Source organism: Mycobacterium sp. (genome assembly GCF_036273375.1).
Classification (GTDB): Bacteria; Actinomycetota; Actinomycetes; order Mycobacteriales; family Mycobacteriaceae; genus Mycobacterium.
Genome location: NZ_DASUHS010000147.1, coordinates 1 through 21409, shown reverse-complemented (window position 1 = coordinate 21409; position 21409 = coordinate 1). Strand labels below are relative to the sequence as shown.

Sequence of the window (21409 nt, the reverse complement as noted above, 5' to 3'; positions counted from 1 at the left end):
GAGGTATCGGCCGGCCGCTTCGCCCGGCGTCGCCGCGGCGCGCCTCGCAATCCCCTTGTGTCGCTTTGGTTTCAGTGGTCACAGAGCGGCGATTCTTGTCGGTGGGTGCGGTTAGTTTGGCGGTGTGGGTCCAAGTAGTCAGCAAGATATTGACGCGGTGTTCGACGCGCTCGATACCGACTTGGACCGTGCCTGCGGATTGTCGTTCGACGCACTGAACGCGCGGCAACAACTGGCGATCTTGGAGCGCTGCGAGAAGCTGCGCCGGCGCATACCGGCCCTGGAGCATCCGCTGATCAATTCCCTTGCCCGCCAAGCCCCCTCCGAGGAACTCGGCGGCACATTGACCCATGCGATCACCGAATCGACGCTGATCAGCCGCGGCGAAGCCGCCCGGCGCGTCAAGGAGGCGCGGGACCTGGGCCCTCGGCACGGCCTGACCGGTGAACCCGTCCCACCGGTCCTGGCCGCCACCGCCGCCGCCCAACGCGACGGCAAGCTGGGCGCCGGCCAGGTAGCGGTGATCCGCAAGTTCTGCCACCAGCTGCCCGGCTGGGTCGACATGGCGACCCGCGAGCACGTCGAAGCGCGATTGGCCGAGGAAGGCAGCCGGTTTCGTCCCGAACAACTGGCCGCGCTTGCCAACACGCTCGCTGACTGCCTTAACCCCGACGGTACCTACCGCGACGAGGACCGCGCTCGACGGCGCGGACTGAACCTGGGCAGACAGTGTTCTGACGGGATGTCCGAACTGCATGCCTGGCTGACACCCGAAGCCCGCGCCACCCTCGAAGCCGTCTTTGCGAAACTGGCCGCCGCGGGCATGTGCAATCCCCTCGATGACACCCCCTGTGTGGACGGCGCACCGAGCCAAGAAGCTATCGAGCATGACCCGCGCTCAGCGAGCCAACGCAACCACGACGGGTTGCTGGCAGCCCTGCGCGGCGTGTTGGCCTCCGGAGAATTGGGGCAACACAACGGGTTACCGGCATCCATCGTCGTCACGACGACGCTGCAAGAGCTCGAGGCCGCCGCCGGGCGCGGCCTGACCGGCGGCGGCACCATCCTGCCGATCAGCGACGTGATCCGCCTGGCCCGGCATGCCCACCACTATCTGGCCGTCTTCGACCACGGCAAAGCGCTGGCGCTGTATCACGCCAAGCGGCTCGCCTCGCCCGGGCAGCGAATTGTGTTATACGCCAAGGATCGCGGGTGCTCGGCCCCCGGCTGCACCGTGCCCGGCTACTATTCCGAAGTTCATCACGTCACCGACTACGCCAAGTGTCGTACCACCGACGTGAACGACTTGACCTTCGCCTGCGGCCCCCATCACCGCCTGCTCAGACCCGGCGGCTGGACGACACGCAAAAACGTCAAAGGCGATACCGAATGGATTCCGCCCCCGCGTCTGGACAGAGGTCAAGCCCGCACCAACACCTTCCACCACCCCGAAAATCTGATACGCGATAACGGTGACGACGACGGCCAGTAGACGCGAGATCGCCAGGCAGGCCTAGCTGGAGCTGCTCTCCCGCGCGGCGGCCTTCTCCAGGTCGGTCAACGCCGACTCGATCCGATCGGCCATGTCGTCAATGTCGTTGGCCACCTCGGGCGTCGTGACGAAACCGAAGTCCAGGTAGTCGGTGTAGGAGAAGCACGTGACGTTCAGCGCGACGTCCATCACCGGCGGTCCCAGCGGCACCAGCGAATCCAGTTTGGCGCCGGCCATGTACAGCGGGAACGGTGGGCCGGGGACGTTGGAGACGACCAGGTTGATGGGGGCCAGGTTTCGCGACAACCCGCTGGCCGTGTAGGCCCGCGCGGCGAGGTGCAACAGTCCCGGCGGCGTCGTTTCGGTCAGCCCCATGATCTGATGCGCCGACAACGCCTTGGCCATCAACTTGGCACTTCGCGTGCTGTCGTGGATAACACGCAGCCGCTCAGCGGGATCTTCGATATCGGTGGCAAGGGACACGGTCATCGAACCCACCTTGTTGCCGACGTCGTCCTTGTTCTCATCAGTACGGGTGGATACCGGGATCTGCGCAATCAGCGGCTTGGCGGGCAGCTCGCCGCGCTTCTGTAGATATTCGCGCGCGGCGCCGGCCACCAATGCCAGCACAACGTCGTTGAGCTTGACGCCGTAGGCGTCCTTGATGGCCTTGGCGCGAGCCAGTTCGACACGGCAGCCGGTGATCCGCCGGTGCGGCGACACCGACGCATTGAACCGAGTTTTCGGCGCATCGAAGTAGCGCGACGGCTTGCTGGTCACGCCCAACGCGGCGACCTGCTGGCGCACGGTCTGCTCCATCAGCCGCGCGATGCGGAACGGCGTCTTGACACCGACGTTGATGAGGGCGCCCACGGCGCGCCGCTCCAGCCCCGGCAGTTTGAAACCCACCAGCGATCCGACCGTTTCCTGTTGCGGCGCACGCGGTTCCGGCGTGACATCCAACAGGATTTCACCCAGGCCGGCGCCCGAAACCCCGTCGACGATGGCGTGGTGCATCTTGGTCAGCATCGCCGTCCGCCCACCCTCGACGCCCTCGATCACCCACATCTCCCACAGCGGTCGGGAGCGGTCCAGCTTGTAGGACATCAACCGGCCCACCAGCTCCTCGAGCTCGCGGCGACCGCCCGGCGCGGGAACACCGATGCGGCGGACGTGGAAATCGACGTCGAGGTCCTCATCTTCGACGAACCACGGCCGGTCCAGGCCGAGCGGCGCGCCGGTGACCCGCCACCGCAACTGGGGTACCTCCGGCAGGCGCTCGATCAGTAATTGACGGAGACGTTGAAAGCTGTACTCGGAGCATTCCTTCGGGTCGCAAATCGCCAACGCCCCCACGTGCATGTGCCAGCCCGCGGTTTCTGCCGACCAAAACGCCGCATCGACACTCGAAAGCCGTTTCATCACCTGACCGTAGCCCCCTAAAGCCCGTCCCCACCAGCAAATGTCCAACAATTGGCGGGACGCGGTCAGGCGTCCTCCAGCAAATCCGGCGTGACCGCCGACTCGGTGTCGGGAATGCCCTCGACCTTCGCCTTGCGATCGGCCATCGACAGCAACCGCCGAATGCGGCCCGCCACAGCATCTTTCGTCATCGGGGGGTCGGCGAGCCGGCCGAGCTCCTCCAGCGATGCCTGCCGGTGCTCGACGCGCAGCTTCCCGGCCGAGGCCAGATGGTCCGGGACGGTGTCGCCCAGGATCTCCAGCGCCCGCTCCACCCGGGCCGCCGCGGCGACGGCCGCCCGTGCCGATCGGCGCAGGTTGGCGTCGTCGAAGTTGGCCAGCCGGTTGGCCGTGGCCCGAACCTCGCGCCGCATCCGGCGCTCCTCCCACACCAGCCGAGTGTCCTGGGCGCCCATCCGGGTCAACAGTGCGCCGATCGCCTCACCGTCGCGCACCACCACCCGGTCGGCGCCACGCACCTCGCGGGCCTTCGCGCTGACACCGAGCCGGCGCGCGGCACCCACCAATGCCAGCGCCGCCTCGGGGCCGGGGCAGCTGACTTCCAGCGCCGACGAACGCCCCGGCTCGGTCAGCGACCCGTGCGCCAGGAAGGCTCCTCGCCACGCGGCTTCGGCATCGCCGACGCTGCCACCCACCACCTGCGCCGGCAGACCGCGCACCGGGCGGCCGCGATTGTCGAGCAAGCCGGTCTGGCGGGCCAGCGCCTCGCCGTCATTGGCCACCCGCAACACGTATCGGGTGCTCTTGCGAATCCCGCTGGCCGACAACACATGCACGACGGCGTTGTATCCGTAGAGTTCGAAAATGTCCTTGCGCAGCCGCCGCGCGACGTTGCCCAGGTCCACCTCGGCTTCGACCACGACGCGGCCGCCGACGATGTGCAGCCCGCCGGCGAACCTCAGCAGGGAAGTGACTTCCGCGCGGCGGGCGCTGACCGATTTCACCATGAGGCGGCTCAGTTCGTCCTTGACTTCGGTCGTCATCGCCACGCGTCGTCACCCCTTGGTCCGCTGCCGGCCGGTCCACCCCCGGCTTGTGGGCTTGCACCGTCGACCGCAATATCGGCGATGGCCGTGACCGGAGACGCTCCCGGAGCCTTGCGGGCCGCCCGGACCCCGTCCAGGGCCGCCGCGAGCTTGCCCGGGTCATGTAAAGGTGTACCAGGTTTGGCCACGTCGGCGAAGTGGACCTCGGCCGAAAGCAGTGTGGCGGTGCGGCGCAGTTGATCGCGTTCGCGCTCGCTGGGCACCCGTTCGGCGTCGATGATGATGTCGTGCACGCTGAATTCCGGTGCGTGCTGTGCCAGCACGTGCAGATGACGCTCGACGGAGAAGCCGGCCGTCTCCCCCGGCTCGGCCACCAGATTGAGCACCAGGGCGCGCCGCGCGGTGGTCGCCCGCAGCGCCGCCGCCAGTCCGGGCACCAGCACATGCGGGATCACGCTCGTGAACCACGAGCCGGGGCCCAGCACCACCAAATCGGCGGCCATGATGGCGTCGACGGCCTGCCGTGTCGCCGGGGGGTTGTCGGGCAACAGCCGCACGCGACGCACCTTGCCCGGTGTGGTCGCGATCGCCACCTGGCCGCGGATCAGCCGAAACATCCGCGGGTCACCTTCCAGACCGGAGACGTCGGCCTCGATCTGCAGCGCGACCGGGCACATCGGCAGCACCCGCCCCTTGACGCCGAGGATGCGCCCCAACTCATCGAGGGCCGCGACGGGATCGGCCAGCACCTCGGAAAGGCCGGCCAGCAACAGGTTGCCGATCGGATGCCCGGCCAGGGCGCCGCTGCCGCCGAACCGGTGCTGCAGAATCGTCGCCCACAGTCGCCCGTGAGGACTATCAGATGCCAAGGCCGCCAATGCCATTCGTAGATCGCCCGGCGGCACAACGTCCAGTTCGCTGCGCAGCCGGCCAGAAGATCCACCGTCGTCGGCGACGGTCACCACCGCGGTGACATGGGGGGTCAGCCGGCGGGCCGCCGACAGCGTCGCGTACAGGCCGTGTCCGCCGCCCAGCGCGACGATGCCCCGGTTCATCGGCTCGGTCATTCGCGGCCCAGGTCCCGGTGCAGCACCCGCACCGACAGTTGCGCTTCCCCCTGCTGAGCGTTCAGCAACTGCATCAATGCCTCGGCGATCGCGACGCTGCGATGCTTGCCGCCGGTGCAGCCGATGGCGACCGTCATATAGCGCTTGCCCTCCCGGCGGTAGCCGTCGACGACCAGAGATAGCAATCGATGGTAGGCGTCGAGGAATTCGGCCGCGCCGGGCTGGCTCAACACGTAATCCCGCACCGCCGGGTCCTGCCCGGTGCGTGGACGCAATTCGTCGACCCAGTGCGGGTTCGGCAGGAACCGCACGTCCATCACCATGTCGGCGTCCATCGGCAGGCCGTACTTGAAGCCGAACGACTCGACCGTGACGCTGATGGTCGCGCTGGCGGCGCCGCCGAATGCCCGCTCGATGGTCTCGCGCAAGCCGCGCACCGACAGCGTCGACGTGTCGATGATCAGGTCGGCGGTGGCGCGGACCGATGCGAGCATCCGGCGCTCAGCGGCGATGCCCTCGGCCAGGGTTTGGTCACCCTGCAGCGGGTGGCTGCGACGATTCTGTTCGTAGCGACGCACCAACATGTCGTCGGATGCTTCCATGAACACCACGCGCGGGGCGATGTTTCGGGTGGCCAGCTCGGTGCGCACCGAGTCCAGATCGCCGGTGAAGCCACGCGACCGCACATCCATCACCACCGCCAGCTGGGTGATCCGCGAGCCGGCGGCCAGACCGAAATCGACCATCCGAGTGATGAGCTGCGGGGGCAAGTTGTCGGCCACATACCAGCCGAGGTCTTCGAGCACCTTGGCTGCGGTACCCCGCCCGGCGCCAGATAATCCGGTCACCAGAACGACGTCGATACCGGCCGGCGCGTCCACCGAGTGACCGCCCGCGAACTCACCTGGGCCCGTCATCGGGCGGCCTCGGACTGTTCGGGTCGCAGCGCCTCCAGGACGGCGGTGGCGGTTGCCACGCCGATGCCGGGAACCGCGGTGATTTGGTCGACGGTGGCCTCCTTGAGGCGGGCTATCGATCCGAAATGGCTTACCAATGCCTTGCGGCGGTGTTCTCCCAATCCTGGCACCGAATCCAGCACCGATGCCGTCATTCGCTTGGATCGCTTGCTGCGATGGTAGGTGATCGCAAACCGATGCGCTTCGTCACGGACGCGTTGCAGCAAATACAGCCCCTCGCTGTTGCGCGGCATGATGACGGGGTCGGGCTCCGAGGGCACCCACACCTCTTCTAGCCGCTTGGCCAGGCCGATCACCGCGACGTCGGTGATGCCGAGTTCCTCGAGCACCGCACTGGCCGCATTGACTTGTGGCGCACCGCCGTCGACGACGTAGAGATTCGGCGGGTAAGCGAAGCGGCGAGACTTTCCTTCCGGCGAAAGCATATTCGGGTCGTTTTGTTCACTCAGGTGCCGCGCGAAACGGCGACGGGTCACCTCGGCGATGGAGGCGACGTCGTCGGAGCGCCCGTGTCCGGCGGCTTCCCGGATGCCGAAGTGCCGGTAGTCCGATTTGCGCGGCAGACCGTCCTCGAACACCACCAGCGAGCCCACCACGTCGGTGCCCTGCACATGGCTGATGTCCACACATTCGATGCGCAGCGGCGCGTCCGACAAGCCGAGGGCCTCTTGGATGTTCTGCAGCGCAGCGGATCTGGCGTTGAAATCGCCGGCGCGCCGCAGCTTGTGTTGCTGCAGTGCCTCTTTGGCGTTGCGCTGTACCGTTTCGGCCAGCGCTCGTTTGTCGCCGCGCTGCGGCACTCGCAGCGCCACCCGGGATTCGCGCAGGCCGGACAGCCAACTGGTCAGCTCGCCGGCATTGGACGGCAGGCAGGGTACCAGCACCTCGCGCGGCACCGGGTTTATCGATTCGTCTGCGGCGCCACCTAATTCGGCCTGCTCGCCGTAGAACTGGGTCAGGAACTGTTCGACCAGCTGTTCCTCACCGGAATCACCAGGGTCGGCGGACTTTTCGACGATCCAGCCACGCTGACCGCGGACCCGGCCGCCGCGGACGTGGAACACCTGCACCGCGGCCTCGAGCTCGTCGTCGGCGAACGCCACCACATCGGCGTCGGTGCCGTCGCCGAGGACGACGGCCTGCTTTTCCATCGCCCTCTTCACCGCGCCCAGGTCGTCGCGCAGCCGCGCGGCCCGCTCGAAATCGAGTTCCTCGGCCGCGGCCTTCATCTGTTGTTCCAGCTCCCGCGCGAACCGGTCGGTCTTACCGGACAGGAAGTCGCAGAAATCGTCCACGATCTGGCGGTGCTGCTCCGCGCTGACCCTGCCGATACACGGCGCCGAGCATTTGTCGATGTAGCCGAGTAGGCAGGGACGGTCGATCTGCTTGTGCCGCTTGAACACTCCCGCCGAACAGGTCCGAGCCGGAAACACCCGGGTGAGCAGATCCAGTGTTTCCCGGATGGCCCAGGCGTGCGAGTACGGCCCGAAATATCGCACCCCTTTGCGGCGGGGGCCGCGATAGACCATCAGGCGCGGGAACTCCTCGTTGAGGGTCACCGCCAGCACCGGATAGGTCTTGTCGTCGCGATAGCGGACGTTGAACCGCGGGTCGAACTCTTTGATCCAGTTGTATTCGAGCTGCAGTGCCTCGACTTCGGTGTTGACCACCGTCCACTCGACCTTGGCCGCGGTGGTCACCATCTGCCGGGTTCGCGGGTGCAGGCTGGAGATGTCGGCGAAGTATGACGTCAGCCGGCTGCGCAGGCTCTTGGCCTTGCCGACGTAGATGACTCGCCCGTGCGGATCCCGGAATCGATAGACGCCGGGCTCGACCGGGATGGACCCGGGCGCGGGGCGGTAGGTGGCGGGATCGGGCACAGATCCAGGCTAGTAGCCGCCGGCGTGGTGCCGAGAAAGGCGGGCGCGTGCGGGTGCCGTCTACTGTGGTGCATACCGGTCGCCGACGTTTGGGGGGATTACCGTCGATTCCTCGCTAGCGTGGTTGCTGCAGCCCGTCGGCGTCGACACCTTCCTCGACGAAATCTGGACGAGCAGGCACCACCACATCAAGCGATGCCAGCCGGGCTACTTCGACCGGCTGCTGCCCGGGCCGTCGGCGGTCGACCGACTCCTTGAACAGGTGCAGCCGGAACCGTCTGCCGTGCGGCTCGTCAAAGGCGGCGAGGACATCGATCCGGCGACCTACCGCCGCGCCGACGGCGGCCTGGACCCCGTCCGGGTACGCGACAACCTGGCCGACGGCTACACGATCGTCCTGAATGGACTCGAGCGGTATTCGCGCACGATCGCGTCGTTGTCGCACTCCATCGAGGTCGAGCTGAACTTTCCGACACGGGTCAACGGCTACGTCACGCCACCGGAATCAACCGGCTTCGTCCCGCATTACGACCCACATGATGTGCTGGTCCTGCAGATCCAGGGATCCAAGACGTGGCATGTGTCCGGCACCGCCGCCGTGCCGGCGCACGAGATCCAGCGGCGCAAGGGGGTGGGGACGGGTGGGCTAACGTCGCCGACAGACGTGTGCATGGAGCCCGGCGACGTGCTGTATTTGCCGCGCGGCCAAGTGCATTCGGCCGAAACACACTTCGAGCCGTCGGTCCATCTGACAATCGGCCTCCATGCACCCACAGTGCTCACGCTCATCACTCACGCGCTGTACGCGCTGAGCTTGCGCGACCCGCGCGTGCACGCCCGCTTGTCGCCGCGACACCTGGATGACGTAACCGCCCGTGTCGGCCTGGGCGATCTCGTGCGGGACACCCTGCGAGCCGTCGAGAATCCCGAGATCCTCAACGAAAGCCTCGACGCGCTGGCCGACGTCTTGGTGCGGCGCGGCCGATGCCCTCCGGTCGGGCGGGTCAGCGACACGGTCGGTATCGACGGGCAAACGCTGGTCGCGAAGTATGAACCGCTCTATGCGCGAGTGGCGCACGTCGACGACCGCGTCGTTCTGCAGTTCGCTCAGCTGTCGGTGGGCGCCGGCGCCGACCATGAAGCGGCGATGCTGTTCCTGGCCGGCAGTACCGGTCCGTTCCGGGTCGCGGATCTGCCCGGGCTGAGCGCGGCGCAGCGGACGGGGCTGGCGCAGACGCTGATACTGAACGGATTCCTCCTTCGGCTGTCCAATAGCTGAGAGTTAGCTTTGCATCTCCGGTGAAAGTTCGAGTTTCTATCCGTATTTACGGTTATTTTCCAGTTAAACTCCGGTACATGCGGACCACTGTTCCTGCTGCCGCTGGTGGGAAATCGGCGGCAACGTCTTCGCTGGACTCGCAGTTGTCGCATCGCTGAAACGCTGAAACCACTGAGAGGCCGGGAAAAACGCCCCCGCGTGGCTGATCGGGCCGCCGTCCGCCAGCCAACGCGGGACCGCTGACCGGTTCGTCGGGAGGAGCGCAACATGGCAGCGCGGGCGCACGCGGACGGCCGATGATGACCATGCCAATCTGGGCCGCCTTCCCGCCGGAAGTGCATTCGGCGGCGCTGTCCAGCGGCCCCGGGCCCGGATCCTTACTGTCGGCCGAGCAGGCGTGGCAGGCGCTCAGTGCCGAATACGACTCGGCCGCCCAGGAACTCGGCGACTTGCTGGCGGCGGTACAGGCCGGCACGTGGCAGGGCCCCAGCGCGGAGGCGTTCGTGGCCGCCCATGTGCCATATCTGGCATGGCTTTTGCAGAACAGCGCCAACAGCACGGCGGCGGCCCTCGAGTCCGAGACCGTTGCCGCGGCCTATACCGCCGCACTGTCTGCGATGCCGACCCTGGAGGAGCTGGCCACCAACCACGCCGTCTTCGCGCAGCTGGTGGCGACGAATTTCTTTGGTGTCAACACGATTCCGATCGCACAAAACGAGATCGAGTACCTGCAGATGTGGCTGCAGGCGGCCACCACGATGGCGATCTACGAAGCCGTGTCCGAGACCGCGATGACGTGGGCACCACCCACCGCCCCACCGCCGGCGATTCAGAAAACCGACGTCGCCAACCAGGACGCCGGCGGCAACCCAACTCAGTTGAGCTGGTGGGTAACTCGCGTGCAGGAGGTGGCAAGGGCCATCAGCGGGGACCTGAGCCAGTCGCCATCGAACCCATCCGCGACCCTCTCCGACCTGATGACTGACCCGTTACTGGCCACCGAGGTTCCGCATTGGGCGGGCGAGTCGCTCCTCTACTTCGCCCCGCAAGTGCCGCAATTGACGCAACTCTCGTTCGGCCTGATCGCCCCCTCCATCCCCGTCGCGGGTGCCGCGGGCTTGGCGGGGTTGGCCGGTTTGGCGGGCGAGACTCAACCCGCCCCCACGCTGCCGGGCGCTGCGGCCGCGCCGGCTCCGTCTCACACCGGAGCGCCCGTTGCGATGGCCCCCGGCCTCGGTGCGCCCGCTGCGACCCCGGCCACCGCCCCGACGCACGCGCCCGCCCCCGCCGCGGCTTCGGCGTCCGCGGCGACGCCGGCGCCGCCCGCCCCCGGGCTCCCGGCTGTCAGCTACCCCTACGTGGTCGGCCCTCCCGGCCTCGGGGCCGGCACGGACATGAGTATCGACTCCCGCGCCGGGCAGAAATCGCCCAAGCTCGACGCCGTCGTGGCGCCGGCCGACGCGGCCCCACGGGAACAGGCTCGGCGCCGCAGGCGCGCCCGGCTGGGCCTGATCGACCCCGTTCATCGTTACGAATACCTCGAACACGGATCCGGGGCGGAATCCACCGACCGCCCGGCGACGGTGTCGGATCGGGGTGCGGGGCGCATGGGCTTCGCCGGCACCGCCCGCGAGGCCGACGCCGCTCCAGCGGGTTTGACCACGATTGCCAACGCTTCATTGGGCGACGGCCCGAGTCTGCCGCTACTGCCGAGCAGCTGGAGCCCCGAAACCGAAGAAGGAACAACCGGGCAGGGAGAAGGCCGGTGAGGGAGCCCCACGCGCGCGTGGCGGCGCGTGAACGGCTTCGGTTCTGCTACCGAGCTCCTGGCCCAACGTTAAACTGGGGCGGAGCAACGGGGAATCCGATAAATGATGAAGCGCTGGTTGGTCATCGTCGCCGTCGGCGGTCTGGCACTGGCGTCGACAGGTGGGGCCGGGGTCGCATCGGCTGACCCCGATTATGGTCCGATGATCAACACCACCTGCAGCTACGACCAGGCGATGCGGGCCGTACACGCGGAAAACCCGACGGCCGCTCAGTACCTCGACGAGTCGCGGCCGAACCAGCAATTCTTGCAGCAGTTCCTGGCCTCGTCGCCCGATCAGCGGCTGAACCTGCTGCACGCGATCGAGCACACTCGAGGGGCCGAGCAGGCCATGCCTATTCTTCAGCAAATGATGACGGACTGCACTCGCTACTGAGGGCCTCCTCCGCCTTAGCCGGCACAGGTTCCTAGGCGGTACGCCCGCTGATCTGTGCGAGGCGTTTCGACGTCCAGTCCGCCATGGGGAACCCGGGCTTGGCGTCGCAGGCTGACAGCAGCAGAACTGTTCGCGGCAGGGCCGCCAGCCCGTAGTCACAAGTCCAGCCCGGCTGGGTCATGGCCCACACCACGGCGGTGTGTGACGAGGTATCGACGTCGCTGAGGTGCATCGACGATGATTGCCCGTCTCGGGTCACGCCTACGGCTTCGCGGCGGCACTGGGCGATCGCGATAAAACCGTCCACCAGCACGTGGCGGACGTCCAGCGGGTCGCCGTAGATATCGACCGACTCGCCGTAGGTTGCCGGACCGGCGAAGCGGTAGGCGGACTCGGCGTGGTCAGATGCGCCGGGCGGCCGCAGGGGCGAGTTCTCGAACACCACCGCCGCCTCACAGTTCGGGGGCTGGGCCGTGGTGAAGTAGTTGTCGCCCACCGGTATCGCGGTCGCCGCCCCGAAAGGCGTGTCGTCCCCGGTCTGGAGCAGCAGGTCTTGCGCACGGGCCGGCGGGTGTCTCACTGGCGCCGACGGTGCTCCCCCTGACTGACCGGACGCCCCGACCGCCCGTCCCCCCACCACAACGCTGCACCCACTGAGCGCCAGCATGGCGACGACGGCGACCGCGGCCGCCCGTGCCTGAAGTGCCATCGGCCGATGGTACAGCGCTCAGTGCCTCTGCAGGTCCGGTCGATAGCGCGCCAGCAGCGAGCGCACCGTGTCCATGGCGTCCACGGCTCGGCCCTTGTCAACGGCCTGGATGGCCATCACCGGTATGTACTCGTCATCGGGTAAGTCGATTCGCGCCCAGCGGTGACCCACGGGAAACGACACGCCGGCAACATCTGGCCATTCGATCAGCTTGTCGCCCAGGAGATTTCGTACCTCAACGCCGGCCGGTCCCACTCGCAGCCGCGGCCGCGCGAACAACAGCACGACGCCGGCGATGACCAGACCCAGCGCCGCGATCGCCACCTGATCGGAGGTCTGAAAGACCACCCCGGTGGAGCCCACCTTGAGCAGCAGTCCCACCGCGATGTGCACCGCGGCGATGATAAAGGCCGCCCCATAAACGAATAACGGTGTGCGATGGGGACGCAACACCGCATCCCAGCTCTCGCGGTCCGGCGTTGGCGTCACGACCGAGCGCGCAACTCGCGCAGCGTCAGCGCGGCGGACAGGGCCGCCCCGGCTGCCTGGGCCCCTTTGTCCTCGGCCGACGCGGGAAGCCCGGCCCGATCCAGGGCCTGCCGCTCGTTGTCGGTGGTCAGCACGCCGTTGGCGACCGGCGTGGAGGCGTCCAGTGAGACCCGGGTCAAGCCCTGGGTTACCGCATCGCAGACGTATTCGAAATGTGGTGTCTGCCCGCGGATTACGACGCCCAGCGCGACCACGGCGTCGTGGTTTCGGGCGAGTTCCTGTGCCACCACGGGGATTTCGATCGCGCCGAGCACGCGGACCACCGTGGGGTCGTCGACACCCGAATCGGCGGCGACTTTGCGTGCACCGTCGAGCAGCGCGTCGCAGATCTCGCTATGCCAGGTGCTTGCCACGATGCCGAGGCGCACACCAGATGCGTCAAGCGCCGGCACCTCCGGCACGCCGGCGCCACCACTCACAAAGCACCGCCGAATTCACCTGGCAAATGGACGGATTCGTGAAAGTCGTCCAGCCCGGCCAGGTCGTGGCCCATCTTATCCCGCTTGGTCATCAGGTAACGGATGTTCTCCGCGTTGGCGCGCACCGGCAGCGGCACGCGCTCGATGATGTGCAGGCCGTACCCATCCAGCCCGACCCGCTTGGCCGGGTTGTTGGTCAGCAGCCGCATCGAGCGCACCCCGAGGTCCACCAGTATTTGCGCGCCGATACCGTAATCTCTTGCATCAGCGGGCAATCCGAGCTTGAGATTGGCGTCGACGGTGTCTTCACCGGCGTCCTGCAATTGATAGGCCTGCAGCTTGTGCATCAGCCCGATGCCGCGGCCCTCGTGACCGCGCATATACAGCACGATGCCGCGTCCCTCGCGGGCAACCATCGCCATCGCTGCGTCCAGCTGGGGTCCGCAATCGCAGCGGCGCGAACCGAACACGTCGCCGGTCAGGCATTCGGAGTGCACGCGCACCAGCACGTCGTCACCATCGGAGTTCGGCCCGGCGATGTCGCCGCGCACCAGCGCGACGTGTTCGACCTCTTCGTAGATGCTGGCGTAGCCGATGGCACGAAATTCCCCGTGCCGAGTGGGGATCCGGGCCTCGGCGATCCGGGCGATGTGCTTTTCATGCTTGCGTCGCCACTCGATCAGGTCGGCGATGGTGATCATCGCAAGGTCGTGTTCGTCGGCGAATACCCGCAGTTCGTCGGTCTGCGCCATCGAGCCCTCGTCTTTTTGGCTGACGATCTCGCAGATGGCGCCCGCAGGCTGCAGCCCGGCCAGCCGGGCGAGGTCGACGGCGGCCTCGGTGTGACCGGGACGGCGCAACACGCCACCGTCCTTGGCGCGCAACGGAACCACGTGACCCGGCCGGGTGAAGTCGTCGGCGACGCTGGTGGGATCGGCCAGCAGGCGCATTGTGGTCGCCCGGTCAGAGGCGGAAATCCCGGTGCCCACACCGCGTCGTGCGTCGACCGTGACGGTGTAGGCGGTGCCGTGCTTGTCCTGGTTCACGGCGTACATCGGCAGCAGCCCCAGCCGGTCGCAGATCGCACCATCCAGCGGCACACACAGGTATCCCGAGGTGTAGCGCACCATGAACGCCACCATCTCCGGCGTCGCCTTCTCGGCGGCGAAGATCAGATCGCCCTCGTTCTCGCGGTCCTCGTCGTCAATGACGATGACGGCCTTGCCGGCCGCAATGTCGGCAACCGCCCTCTCGACGGAGTCCAACCTCGTCATCTTCGCTACCTCGCTGTTCCCGCTCTCCGGCGGGAACACTGTCGAAACGGCTCACACGAGAAGCCCACGTGTTGCATTCAGTATGAACCACGGGGACGCCCCCGTTATTGCCGCGGCTCGATCAGTGGGACGGCCTCGGAAGGCGTTGCGCCGCCGAGCGGGTTGGCGGTGCCGACGGCCTGACCACTTCCGATGACCTTGCACGTATCCCGTCGCTGCAGAAGCCAACGGCGTCCCGGCGCCGGATCAGGGTTGTCACCGCCGGCGGCGTCGCGTAATCGCTCGACGTATTTGGCGATTAGCAGCGAGCGAGCACTATGCCTGAACTGCTAGAACCAGGTCATCCGTCTGCACTGTGGTCTGAATATGTTTGAACGAGCTACCCAGCTTCCCTGGCGCTCTCCCAAAGAACACCTGCCCTGTCGATCCCTCAAGGGGTACGGGGTACACGCACCGCGGCGCCGGGCGCAACAAGTGAAGTAGTGGACTACTCGTGCCCGCTCTCGGGTTCGCGGAAACGATCTAGCGATGAAACCCAACCTTGCACCACCCGCCCGGGCAACCTGGGTCGACGAATGGGACAACATCGGGGCAGCCGTCAGGGCATTCGACGGCCCGGAGTGGATAATCAAGGACGCCATCGATCGAGGGCAACGCGCCGATATCGTGGTATCCGTCATCGGGCTGCAATACGCGGACGGGCGCGCTTTGCGCGAGATCATCATTGACTGCCCCGATACCCCGATCATCACGCCAGCCGAAGCGCGAAAGGTGGGCAGGGCGTTAATCGCAGCGGCCGATTCCGCCGAGAGAGACGTGCCGGATAACGCTGCTGGATGAGCGGCGCGAGCTTGACTGAGGCGGGTACGAAGAAGCGACAGCGCGCCATTCGCCGGGGACGCCCTCGAGCGCGGGAGCGCCGCGATCCTCGCACTCGCCGGTGTGCAACCCGGCACGCACCTCGACGCCAAGCGCTTACAGCCAGGGCTGAAGTACGGCAGCTCGGGAAATGCCGCACAGTTCGAGAACCAACTCGGACGAAGACGATGTCGCGAATCCTCTCGTGCGTCGCACGGTACCCGACGGCCAAGCCCCGTTCATCGCGTAGCGCGTCTCCGAGAACATACGGAAGTGTGCGCCTGAGCCCGGCGATAAAGTCGTCGTCATCGACTTGACCAAGCCGGCGTCCCGCGACGCTGCATCCCCTTCAAGTGCGTGCCCAACTTCGCAGCGAGCTGACGGGGGCTGTCGGCCGCGTCGGCGCGAACCTCGAGTCGTCACCAAAAGTCTATCCAGGCGTTTTGCGAAATATTCCACACACGTCTAAAGACCGCGTTAGCATCAGCTAGCCGGGGGGAGTCAGCCTGCCGCGGTATCTCGCCCAGCAGAAAGGTGTGACCGATGAGGACGAAGAGCACCAAAAGGATGCTGAAAGCTGTTGCAGCGGCCGCAGTACTGGCCGGTGTGATGCTGGGGTCATCGGGCTACATAACGATCGACTTTGGAGCAGTCAGAGCGGAATAGCCCGCTGGCCGCGGCGCTGGTGATTTCGCTCGGTCTCCTGCGGCATCGACGGCATGGCCGCCAGGCGTTGATTCGTTCACGAAAAGCGTTGTGGCAGTGTCGGTTTCGCTGGCATGCGACAAGTTTCGCTGGCATGCGACAAAGAGTGCCGAAACCTCTGGCTCGTCCGGATGGTTATTTGCTGAGATTTGCATACTCCCTGGTGATGGGTGCCTCGAACTCATCCGGATGATCCGATGTTGGCATTTGGATACCACCTCTTGAGACGTATATCTGCACCTGCAACACCCTCAACACTGCCGCAATCAACACAACCATTCCAACAACGGCAGCGAGGACGACGACACCCACCAGGACGTCGACAATCAACATCTCTACGGTCATGACGTTTGGGTATCCCATCGAAGCCACACGTACACGAGGTCCACGTCACACGGGGCGGACCCGACGTGAACCGCTAGCTTCTGTGTTGGTTCTCGAAGCGTTCGACGGACCCGCTGCGTTCCTATTCCTGCACAACGCTTTCGGGAGACACACGGTTATCTTCGGCCACTACGCGGTACTTACGCGTCACTCTCGCGTGTGTCAGTTGAACCGCTGGCAGATCCAGTATCCCGCGAGAGCAGCCGCTCAACATACTTGGCGATGACATCGACCTCGAGGTTCACCTGCGTCCCGACCGGTGCGCGGCCCAAGGTGGTCAATTCGCGGGTGGTAGGTATCAACGAGACTTCGAACCAGTCCGCCGGCTCGCCGCCCAGCCCGGACACCGTCAACGAAATCCCGTCAACGGTGATCGATCCCTTCTCCACGACGTAGCGGGCCACCTCGGCCGGCATCTCGATTCGCACCACTTCCCAGTGCTCGGACGGGGTCCGGGCCACGATGCGCCCCGTCCCGTCGACGTGCCCCTGCACGATGTGGCCACCCAGCCGACTGTTGACGGCTGCTGCGCGCTCCAAGTTCACCCGGCTGCCGGCCTGCAGTTCGCCCAAGTTGGACCGGTTGAGCGATTCGGCCATCACGTCGGCGGTGAACTGACCGCCGGGCAACAGTTCGGCGACGGTCAGGCACACGCCGTTGACGGCAATCGAATCGCCGTGACCCGCATCGGCCGTCACGACGGCGCCACGGATGGTCAGCCGCGCCGCGTCGGAGAGGACGTCGCGAGCAGTCACCTCGCCGAGTTCCTCGACTATTCCGGTAAACATCCTCTTAGGCTAATGGCCCTCAGCAGGCTGATGAGCAGGCAAAGACCAAGACCCGGGCGACACCGGCACCCCGCGTTCACCAGAGCAGTCACCGGCACCCTCTACGATGCACAGTATGCAGACCCGCCGCCGGCTATCGGCCGTCATCGCATCCCTGACCCTCGCCACCGCCTTGATCGCCGGCTGTTCGTCGGGCTCAAAGCAGAGCAGCGCACCGCTCCCCGACGCCACGACCTTGGTCAAGCAGTCGGCCGACGCCACCAAGAAGGTGAAAAGCGCGCACCTCGTGCTGAGCGTTCAGGGCAAGATTCCCGGGCTACCGCTCAAGACTCTGACCGGCGACCTCACCACGGCGCCTGCGACCGCCGCATCGGGCAACGCGACGATCACTCTGGGCGGGTCCGACATTGACGCCAACTTCGTGGTCGTCGACGGAACCCTGTACGCCGCCCTCACCCCGAACAAGTGGAGTGACTTCGGCAAGGCCTCCGACATCTACGACGTCTCGGTGCTGCTGAACCCCGACATCGGGCTGGGTAACGTGCTGGCGAACTTCAGCAACGCCAAGGCCGAGGGCCGCGACAACATCGCCGGGCAGAACACGATCCGTATCAGCGGAAACGTCTCGGCGGATGCGGTGAACAAGATCGTCCCGCAGTTCAACGCGACGCAGCCGGTGCCGAGCACAGTGTGGATCCAGGAGAGCGGTGACCACCAGCTGGTCCAGGCCAACCTGCAGAAGAGCTCGGGCAACACCGCCCAGATCACCCTGTCCAACTGGGGCCAGCAGGTTCAGGTCACCAAGCCCCCGGTGAGCCAGTGACCGCGGAGATCGCCGCCCAGACCGGGCACCAAACCGGGCGCCGCGTTGCGATCAGCGCGGGCAGCCTCGCGGTCCTGCTGGGCGCCCTGGACGCCTATGTCGTCGTGACGATCATGCGCGACATCATGACCGACGTTCACATTCCGATTAACCAGCTGCAGCGCATCACCTGGATCATCACGATGTACCTGCTGGGCTACATCGCCGCCATGCCGCTGTTGGGCCGCGCTTCCGATCGATTCGGCCGCAAGCTGGTGCTGCAGGTCAGCCTGGCGCTGTTCATCGTCGGTTCCGTGGTCACCGCGCTGGCCGGTCACTGGGGCGATTTCCACCTGCTGGTCGGTGGCCGCACCATCCAGGGCGTGGCCAGTGGCGCGCTGTTGCCGGTCACCCTGGCGCTGGGCGCCGATCTGTGGGCGCAGCGCAACCGCGCCGGTGTGCTGGGCGGCATCGGCGCCGCCCAGGAGCTCGGCAGCGTGCTGGGCCCGCTGTACGGGATTTTCATCGTCTTCTTGACACACGACTGGCGCTACGTGTTCTGGATCAACGTCCCGCTGACCCTCATCGCGATGGTGATGATCCAGTTCAGCCTGCCGTCGCACCAACGGGTCGAGCAGCCCGAAAAGGTCGACCTGGTCGGTGGTGTGCTGCTGGCGGTCGCCCTGGGCCTTGCGGTGATCGGTCTCTACAACCCACAACCCGACGGCAAGCAGATTCTGCCGAGCTACGGGTTGCCGCTGGTCATCGGGGCGGTCGTGGTGGCGGTGCTGTTCCTGCTGTGGGAGCGCTTCGCGCGCACCCGGCTGATCGAACCGGAGGGCGTGCACTTCCGCCCGTTCCTGGCCGCGCTGGGCGCCTCGTTGTTCGCCGGTGCCGCGCTGATGGTGACGCTGGTGGACGTCGAGCTGTTCGGCCAGGGCGTGCTGGGACAGGACCAGGCCCAGGCCGCCGGGCTCCTGCTCTGGTTCCTGATCGCGCTACCGATCGGGGCTGTGCTGGGCGGGTGGATCGCCACCCGGGTCGGTGACCGGATCATGACCTTCCTCGGGCTCCTGATCGCGGCCTACGGGTACTGGCTGATTCACTTCTGGCGCCAGGACGTGATGGACCAAAAACACAACATCTTCGGGCTGTTCAGCGTGCCCGTGCTGCACGCCGACCTGCTGGTGCCCGGCCTGGGCCTCGGCCTGGTGATCGGCCCGTTGACCTCGGCCGCGCTGCGGGTTGTGCCGTCCGCCCAACACGGCATCGCCTCGGCGGCGGTGGTGGTGGCCCGGATGACCGGCATGCTGATCGGTGTGGCCGCGCTCAGCGCGTGGGGCCTGTACCGGTTCAATCAGATCGTGGCGAACCTGACTGCCTCGATCCCACCCAACGCCACCCTGCTGGAGCGCATCGCCGCCCAGGGCACGCTGTACCTCAAGGCCTTCGCCCAGATGTACGGCGACATCTTCTTGGCCACCGTCGTGATCTGTATCGCGGGTGCGCTGCTGGGTCTGTTGCTCGGCGGGCGTAAAGAGCACGCCGAAGAGCCGGAAGTCCCCGAGCCGGAGGCGGTCTCGCTGGGTGAGCGCTAGCCGCTGCGCGGCACCAGGCTGAGCACCAGGTCGGGTCCGACCCGGTCGATGCCGTCGAACTGCCAGCGCAGCGCCCGCGCGATCGTGGACACCCCCACGTCGTCGACCGCGGTGATGGGGCCGCCCAGCAGGGTCGGCGCGACGTAAGCCAGGATCCGGTTGACCACCCCGGCCCGCAGGAAGGCGCCCGCCAGGGTCGGGCCACCCTCCAGCAGCACATCGGTGCGGTCCGACACAGCCTTGAGTACCTCTAGTGGGTCGTGCGTTCGGATCAGCATGGTCCGCGAATCGTCGTTGAGAACCTTTGCCTCCGAGGGTATTTCACGCTTCCCAACGACGACACGCAGCGGTTGCCGGCCGGCCAGTGAGCCGTCGGGCAGTCGGGCGGTCAACGCCGGGTCGTCGGCCAGCACGGTGCCGGTCCCCACCACGATCGCGTCGGCGGCCGCGCGGCGGCGATGCAGATCCAGCCGCGAGGCCTCACTGGAAATCCACTGGCTGGAGCCGTCTGCGGCCGCGCTGCGGCCATCGACGCTGCTGGCGTATTTCCAGGTCACGTGCGGGAGCCCGGTCCGTTGCTTGTGTAGCCACTCCCGCAGCGGGCCGCCGGTCACCTCGTCGGCCAGCACGCCGGAGTGCACCGCCACGCCGGCTTCTTCGAGGCGGCCCGCTCCACCGGCGGCCTCCGGGTTCGGGTCGGCGACGGCGTACACCACGGCCCCCACCTTCGCGTCCAGCAGGGCGTTCACGCACGGCGGGGTTCTGCCGTAGTGGTTGCACGGCTCGAGAGTGACAACGACGGTGCCCCCGACCGCCAGATCACCGGCCCGCCGCAGCGCCAGGATCTCGGCGTGATCGCCACCGGCCGGTTCGGTGGCGCCGACACCGACCACCTCGCCCCCGGCGTCCAAGATGACCGCCCCCACCGGTGGGTTCGGATACGTGGTCCCCTTGACGTGGTTGGACTGGTCGATCGCCAGGCGCATCGCGGTGTCCAGGCTGTCGCCCGGCGAAACCGTCATCGACGCAGGTGCGGGGATGCGTCGGCGGCCTGGCGCCGCAACGCGTCGATCGCGGCCTCCGGGTCATCGGCGCCGTAGACGGCCGACCCGGCGACGAAGCAATCGACGCCGGCCTCGGCGGCCTGCTCGATGGTGTCCGCGTTGATGCCGCCGTCGATTTCAACCAGGATCGTCAACTCCCCCGCCTCGATGAGCTTGCGCGCGGTGCGCACCTTGCTCAGCACCTCGGGGATGAAGCTCTGGCCGCCGAAGCCGGGCTCCACCGACATGATGAGCAGGGTGTCGAACTGCGGCAGGATTTCCAGGTAGGGCTCCAGCGGGGTTCCCGGCTTGACGCTGATCCCCGCTTTGGCGCCGGCGGCGCGGATATCGCGGGCCACCGCGATCGGATTCTGGGTGGCCTCGGCGTGGAAGGTGACGTTGTATGCCCCCGCCTCGGCGTACGGAGGCGCCCAGCGGTCGGGGTCCTCGATCATCAGATGGCAGTCCATCGGGATGGTGGTGGTGGCCAGCAGGCTCTCCACCACCGGCAGCCCGAGGGTCAGATTCGGCACGAAGTGGTTGTCCATCACGTCGACGTGTAACCAGTCGGCGCCGGTCACGGCGGCGGCTTCGTCGGCGAGCCGGGAGAAGTCAGCGGCAAGGATCGACGGCGCGATCAGAGGTCCCGCGGTATTGCGAGGCATGAGCGCCAGACTACTGAGCCGCGCGGCCCGCTTCACATCCGGCGCGCCCCGCTAATCCGCCTCGCGGCGCAGCGCGGCGGCGAACATCGCGTCGGTGCCGTGCCGATGGGGCCAGAGCTGGACGTGCGGCCCGTCCCCCAGGTCGGCGACGGGCGCGAACATCGGCCGGGCGTCCAGCGCGCTCACCGGGTGGCGGCGCAGCGCGTCGGCGACCACACCGACGGTTTCGGCCAGGTGCGGTGAGCAGG

At 67.0% G+C, this 21409-nt stretch carries 20 protein-coding genes and 1 pseudogene; 7 read left to right on the top strand and 14 right to left on the bottom strand.

The features are described from left to right. The first annotated feature begins 124 nt into the window (after positions 1-124). The gene (locus tag VFW69_RS14005; RefSeq protein ID WP_526502117.1) at positions 125-1492 is read left to right on the top strand and encodes an HNH endonuclease signature motif containing protein; all 1368 of its coding nucleotides are present in this window, start codon (positions 125-127) and stop codon (positions 1490-1492) included. 21 nt (positions 1493-1513) lie between these two features. Here the strand turns inward: VFW69_RS14005 and VFW69_RS14000 are convergent, their stop codons facing one another. The 5 genes from VFW69_RS14000 to uvrC all read right to left on the bottom strand — a co-directional run bounded on the left by VFW69_RS14000 (position 1514) and on the right by uvrC (position 7884). After that, positions 1514-2914, bottom strand: coding sequence for a WS/DGAT/MGAT family O-acyltransferase (locus tag VFW69_RS14000; protein WP_526502116.1), 1401 nt, complete (start codon positions 2912-2914; stop codon positions 1514-1516). A 65-nt stretch (positions 2915-2979) separates the two neighbouring features. Continuing rightward, positions 2980-3963 carry a DNA-binding protein WhiA gene (whiA, locus tag VFW69_RS13995; RefSeq protein ID WP_526502115.1) on the bottom strand — a complete coding sequence of 328 codons (984 nt, stop codon included), beginning with the start codon at positions 3961-3963 and terminating at the stop codon, positions 2980-2982. Next, positions 3954-5015, bottom strand: a complete 1062-nt coding sequence (gene yvcK, locus VFW69_RS13990; RefSeq protein ID WP_526502142.1) for a uridine diphosphate-N-acetylglucosamine-binding protein YvcK — start codon at positions 5013-5015, stop codon at positions 3954-3956. The genes whiA and yvcK overlap by 10 nt, the downstream gene beginning before the upstream one ends. A gap of 8 nt (positions 5016-5023) precedes the next feature. Further along, the gene (rapZ, locus tag VFW69_RS13985) at positions 5024-5944 is read right to left on the bottom strand and encodes an RNase adapter RapZ (RefSeq protein WP_526502114.1); all 921 of its coding nucleotides are present in this window, start codon (positions 5942-5944) and stop codon (positions 5024-5026) included. Then, positions 5941-7884, bottom strand: a complete 1944-nt coding sequence (gene uvrC / locus VFW69_RS13980; RefSeq protein ID WP_526502113.1) for an excinuclease ABC subunit UvrC — start codon at positions 7882-7884, stop codon at positions 5941-5943. Before uvrC ends, rapZ begins: the two co-directional genes overlap by 4 nt. 97 nt (positions 7885-7981) lie before the next feature. On the opposite strand from uvrC, the gene VFW69_RS13975 reads away from it, so the two are divergent. The 3 genes from VFW69_RS13975 to VFW69_RS13965 all read left to right on the top strand — a co-directional run bounded on the left by VFW69_RS13975 (position 7982) and on the right by VFW69_RS13965 (position 11367). Beyond that, the gene (locus tag VFW69_RS13975) at positions 7982-9163 is read left to right on the top strand and encodes a cupin domain-containing protein (protein ID WP_526502141.1); all 1182 of its coding nucleotides are present in this window, start codon (positions 7982-7984) and stop codon (positions 9161-9163) included. 299 nt (positions 9164-9462) lie between these two features. Further along, positions 9463-10932, top strand: a complete 1470-nt coding sequence (locus VFW69_RS13970; RefSeq protein WP_526502140.1) for a PPE family protein — start codon at positions 9463-9465, stop codon at positions 10930-10932. 102 nt (positions 10933-11034) lie between these two features. Then, the gene (locus VFW69_RS13965) at positions 11035-11367 is read left to right on the top strand and encodes a hemophore-related protein (RefSeq protein ID WP_526502112.1); all 333 of its coding nucleotides are present in this window, start codon (positions 11035-11037) and stop codon (positions 11365-11367) included. Positions 11368-11398: 31 nt separating this feature from the next. Here the strand turns inward: VFW69_RS13965 and VFW69_RS13960 are convergent, their stop codons facing one another. Genes VFW69_RS13960 through VFW69_RS13945 form a run of 4 tightly spaced genes read right to left on the bottom strand, consistent with a single transcriptional unit; the run spans position 11399 to position 14318 of the window. Beyond that, positions 11399-12076 carry a hypothetical protein gene (locus VFW69_RS13960; RefSeq protein ID WP_526502111.1) on the bottom strand — a complete coding sequence of 226 codons (678 nt, stop codon included), beginning with the start codon at positions 12074-12076 and terminating at the stop codon, positions 11399-11401. Positions 12077-12094: 18 nt separating this feature from the next. After that, a complete protein-coding gene (locus VFW69_RS13955) occupies positions 12095-12565 on the bottom strand; it encodes a PH domain-containing protein (RefSeq protein ID WP_526502110.1) in 471 nt (156 codons plus the stop codon). Next, positions 12562-13044 carry a 6,7-dimethyl-8-ribityllumazine synthase gene (gene ribH / locus VFW69_RS13950; protein WP_526502109.1) on the bottom strand — a complete coding sequence of 161 codons (483 nt, stop codon included), beginning with the start codon at positions 13042-13044 and terminating at the stop codon, positions 12562-12564. Before ribH ends, VFW69_RS13955 begins: the two co-directional genes overlap by 4 nt. Further along, on the bottom strand, positions 13041-14318 hold the full coding sequence (locus tag VFW69_RS13945; RefSeq protein WP_526502108.1) for a bifunctional 3,4-dihydroxy-2-butanone-4-phosphate synthase/GTP cyclohydrolase II: 1278 nt from the start codon (positions 14316-14318) through the stop codon (positions 13041-13043). Before VFW69_RS13945 ends, ribH begins: the two co-directional genes overlap by 4 nt. Positions 14319-14846: 528 nt before the next feature. Here VFW69_RS13945 and VFW69_RS13940 point away from each other — a divergent pair. Then, the gene (locus tag VFW69_RS13940; RefSeq protein ID WP_526502107.1) at positions 14847-15158 is read left to right on the top strand and encodes a hypothetical protein; all 312 of its coding nucleotides are present in this window, start codon (positions 14847-14849) and stop codon (positions 15156-15158) included. Positions 15159-16016: 858 nt separating this feature from the next. Here VFW69_RS13940 and VFW69_RS13935 read toward each other — a convergent pair. Both VFW69_RS13935 and VFW69_RS13930 read right to left on the bottom strand, forming a co-directional pair. Then, on the bottom strand, positions 16017-16226 hold the full coding sequence (locus VFW69_RS13935; protein WP_526502106.1) for a hypothetical protein: 210 nt from the start codon (positions 16224-16226) through the stop codon (positions 16017-16019). 179 nt (positions 16227-16405) lie between these two features. Continuing rightward, positions 16406-17053, bottom strand: a complete 648-nt coding sequence (locus VFW69_RS13930) for a riboflavin synthase (RefSeq protein WP_526502105.1) — start codon at positions 17051-17053, stop codon at positions 16406-16408. Positions 17054-17168: 115 nt separating this feature from the next. On the opposite strand from VFW69_RS13930, the gene VFW69_RS13925 reads away from it, so the two are divergent. Continuing rightward, positions 17169-17876, top strand: coding sequence for an LppX_LprAFG lipoprotein (locus VFW69_RS13925; RefSeq protein ID WP_526502104.1), 708 nt, complete (start codon positions 17169-17171; stop codon positions 17874-17876). A gap of 8 nt (positions 17877-17884) precedes the next feature. Continuing rightward, positions 17885-19453, top strand: a complete 1569-nt coding sequence (locus VFW69_RS13920; RefSeq protein ID WP_526502139.1) for an MFS transporter — start codon at positions 17885-17887, stop codon at positions 19451-19453. Here the strand turns inward: VFW69_RS13920 and ribD are convergent. The 3 genes and pseudogenes from ribD to VFW69_RS13905 form a co-directional block, all read right to left on the bottom strand. Then, positions 19450-20475: a bifunctional diaminohydroxyphosphoribosylaminopyrimidine deaminase/5-amino-6-(5-phosphoribosylamino)uracil reductase RibD gene (gene ribD, locus VFW69_RS13915; RefSeq protein WP_526502103.1), complete on the bottom strand. Its 1026-nt coding sequence runs from the start codon at positions 20473-20475 to the stop codon at positions 19450-19452. The two genes, VFW69_RS13920 and ribD, sit on opposite strands and share 4 nt — an antisense overlap. Continuing rightward, a complete protein-coding gene (gene rpe, locus VFW69_RS13910) occupies positions 20472-21161 on the bottom strand; it encodes a ribulose-phosphate 3-epimerase (protein ID WP_526502102.1) in 690 nt (229 codons plus the stop codon). Before rpe ends, ribD begins: the two co-directional genes overlap by 4 nt. A gap of 51 nt (positions 21162-21212) precedes the next feature. Beyond that, positions 21213-21409, bottom strand: a pseudogene (locus tag VFW69_RS13905) (rRNA cytosine-C5-methyltransferase); the annotation flags it as partial.

Coding starts and splice junctions, on each gene's coding strand:
- VFW69_RS13960 (WP_526502111.1), bottom strand. CDS start 12,076: ATGGCACTTCAGGCACGGGCGGCCGCGGTCGCCGTCGTCGCCATGCTG.
- VFW69_RS13940 (WP_526502107.1), top strand. CDS start 14,847: ATGAAACCCAACCTTGCACCACCCGCCCGGGCAACCTGGGTCGACGAA.
- VFW69_RS13925 (WP_526502104.1), top strand. CDS start 17,169: ATGCAGACCCGCCGCCGGCTATCGGCCGTCATCGCATCCCTGACCCTC.
- VFW69_RS14000 (WP_526502116.1), bottom strand. CDS start 2,914: ATGAAACGGCTTTCGAGTGTCGATGCGGCGTTTTGGTCGGCAGAAACC.
- VFW69_RS13965 (WP_526502112.1), top strand. CDS start 11,035: ATGATGAAGCGCTGGTTGGTCATCGTCGCCGTCGGCGGTCTGGCACTG.
- VFW69_RS13930 (WP_526502105.1), bottom strand. CDS start 17,053: ATGTTTACCGGAATAGTCGAGGAACTCGGCGAGGTGACTGCTCGCGAC.
- ribD (WP_526502103.1), bottom strand. CDS start 20,475: ATGACGGTTTCGCCGGGCGACAGCCTGGACACCGCGATGCGCCTGGCG.
- VFW69_RS13970 (WP_526502140.1), top strand. CDS start 9,463: ATGACCATGCCAATCTGGGCCGCCTTCCCGCCGGAAGTGCATTCGGCG.
- rpe (WP_526502102.1), bottom strand. CDS start 21,161: ATGCCTCGCAATACCGCGGGACCTCTGATCGCGCCGTCGATCCTTGCC.
- VFW69_RS13935 (WP_526502106.1), bottom strand. CDS start 16,226: ATGACCGTAGAGATGTTGATTGTCGACGTCCTGGTGGGTGTCGTCGTC.
- rapZ (WP_526502114.1), bottom strand. CDS start 5,944: ATGACGGGCCCAGGTGAGTTCGCGGGCGGTCACTCGGTGGACGCGCCG.
- yvcK (WP_526502142.1), bottom strand. CDS start 5,015: ATGAACCGGGGCATCGTCGCGCTGGGCGGCGGACACGGCCTGTACGCG.
- VFW69_RS13945 (WP_526502108.1), bottom strand. CDS start 14,318: ATGACGAGGTTGGACTCCGTCGAGAGGGCGGTTGCCGACATTGCGGCC.